Origin of the sequence: Halobacillus sp. (genome assembly GCF_049282395.1) — a bacterium.
Lineage (GTDB): Bacteria > Bacillota > Bacilli > Bacillales > Halobacillaceae > Halobacillus.
This window is the reverse complement of record NZ_JBAPTY010000190.1, coordinates 1-1,967: the sequence shown is the minus strand read 5'-3', so window position 1 is coordinate 1,967 and position 1,967 is coordinate 1. Positions and strand designations below refer to the sequence as shown.

General features: G+C 44.0%; 3 protein-coding genes. 1 reads left to right on the top strand and 2 read right to left on the bottom strand.

Annotated features, from left to right (window positions below; translation table 11 throughout):
- On the bottom strand, nucleotides 1-712 hold a 712-nt coding region (locus WAM07_RS08635; RefSeq protein WP_422166077.1), incomplete at its 3' end, for a DUF1028 domain-containing protein.
- Between the two features lie 144 nt (nucleotides 713-856).
- Here WAM07_RS08635 and WAM07_RS08630 point away from each other — a divergent pair.
- Nucleotides 857-1,207: a general stress protein gene (locus tag WAM07_RS08630; RefSeq protein WP_422166076.1), complete on the top strand. Its 351-nt coding sequence runs from the start codon at nucleotides 857-859 to the stop codon at nucleotides 1,205-1,207.
- Between the two features lie 40 nt (nucleotides 1,208-1,247).
- On the opposite strand, the gene WAM07_RS08625 is transcribed toward WAM07_RS08630, so the two are convergent.
- The coding region (locus WAM07_RS08625; protein WP_422166075.1) for a phospholipase D-like domain-containing protein at nucleotides 1,248-1,967 on the bottom strand (720 nt) is incomplete at its 5' end.

Sequence of the window (1,967 nt, the reverse complement as noted above, 5' to 3'; positions counted from 1 at the left end):
GAGCGATAATATCCGCTTTTACTTCCCCTTCAACGGGTAACCTATGCTCCTCAAGGGTTTCTCCAAAATAGAGCTGTTGCAGTTGATAAATGCGTATAAGCTCCTGGATAGGTTCAGGGTGATCATCTACCCGTAGATCCACAAAAACGTCACTCAAGCCGCCGTACCCGCCTTTTTCTTTGACAACATAAATAGCAGCGGATTGCTTACCGCGACTGTCTCCTCCAGCTTCCTGGGCAGCTTTTAATCCTTCCAGCAAACGGTCAGCGAGAGACCCTGAAGCTTGCTCAAAAGCACGCCCCATATGGGTTACCGTTTCTTCGTTTACCAGAATATTTCCCTGTGCCGCATAATGTTCTCCTGTTAGGCCACCTGCCCACTCATAACACTGCTTCCCTGTGAACGTTGCGGTGTATCCTTTTGCATCTACTATCCCTACCTGACGATCTTCTGAAAATTCGTCTTCCGACGTCAGTTTCTCAATCACTTCATTCGCTGTATAGCCTTCTTCAAGAAGGGAAAGTCCATTCGGTCCGTAGGAAGGGTTAGCAAAAGCCTGGGTGGCAATTGCCCCCACACCCGCTTTGGCCCAGGGAACAACCGAACCTACCCCTAGAAATTTCGACTGTACGGCCACTCCTAACTCTCCAGTTTTCGGATCATATCCTGCAATAGAAAACGTGGCGATAATATTAGATTTATTTTTATTCATAATTTTCCCCTCCATTGCGTACTTTTTCGACTCCTATCCTGATAAATCCTTCTTAAAGAAAAGAGAACATTGTTATGTTTCTACAATAAGTAAAAGGGTATTATTTCTACTGTACATCATTATTGCAAAGAGGAGAGGATACGAATGAAACCGATGATTCGAGAGTATAGCAATGATGAAAAACTAATGCAGGACGTTAAATTATTACAGGATAATGGAATCCACCCAACCGATATATACGTTCTTTCCCATGATGACGACCGTACCAAGCGGATCGCCAATAATGTAGATGCAAACACGATCGGGTTTTCCAACCAGGATTTCACCAAAATCATCAGTAACATTTTCAGTAAACAAGGTGACGAGCTGCGTACGAAACTGCAGGAAATGGGAGTCTCAGAGTCTGAAGCTGAAGAATACGAAGAGGATATGGATGAAGGAAAAGTTCTTCTAATCCTGACCGATCAGGAGAAAGCTTCAGGCATTTTAGACTAAGTTAAAGTTAAAGCTCACTGACAGTGTCAGCGAGCCTTTTTTAATAGGTAGTAAACCAGGTCCATTTTTGAAGATGATACGTAATGTAGCGAACAAGAGTTAAATTCCCTTTGTATTCCTCATAGTCTGCTGTGTAATGGCCGCTGTCATTATTCCAGATCCGATCGAAATATTGGTCTACCTCTTGAAAAACATCCTCGTCGGAATTCCCTTTAATAACCACATCCGCTTCCAGGTTTAAATTCGCCAGGTTACGCCGGGTGTAATTCGCAGAACCCCCGATGATTACACTGTCACTGCCTTTATTGATATACAGCATTTTTGCATGGTACTGTTCAATATTGACATCATACCACCGTAGGTTAATGTTGTTATTTCCAAGCCGCTGCATTTCGGCTGCTACTGGCAGGTTAGGGAGTCCGGGTTTCTCATGCCCGAAGGACTTTTTATTCGGATCCATCACAATATTGACGGTTGCTCCGCGATCCGCTGCCTTGTCCAGAAGGTCTATAATTTTGCGATCCGACAAGTAGTACATGCCGAGCCACACTTCATCGCCGTCTCCTGCTTTTTTTAACTCTTCCTGTATCGAGCGATAGATTTTTCCTTCCGTAACAAACTGAGCAGTCAAGTTACCTTCCTGTTTCTCCCAGGAGCGGTTTTCATATTCTGGGAAGTCTGCTTCTCCAGAATAATTGACCACAGCTTCCTCTGCCTCTAAGATATCTTTAATAATCGGACCTTCCATCTTAAACGCTGC

Excerpts from the sequence above, each read along its gene's own strand:
- WAM07_RS08630 (WP_422166076.1), top strand. The coding sequence starts at position 857 with ATGAAACCGATGATTCGAGAGTATAGCAATGATGAAAAACTAATGCAG.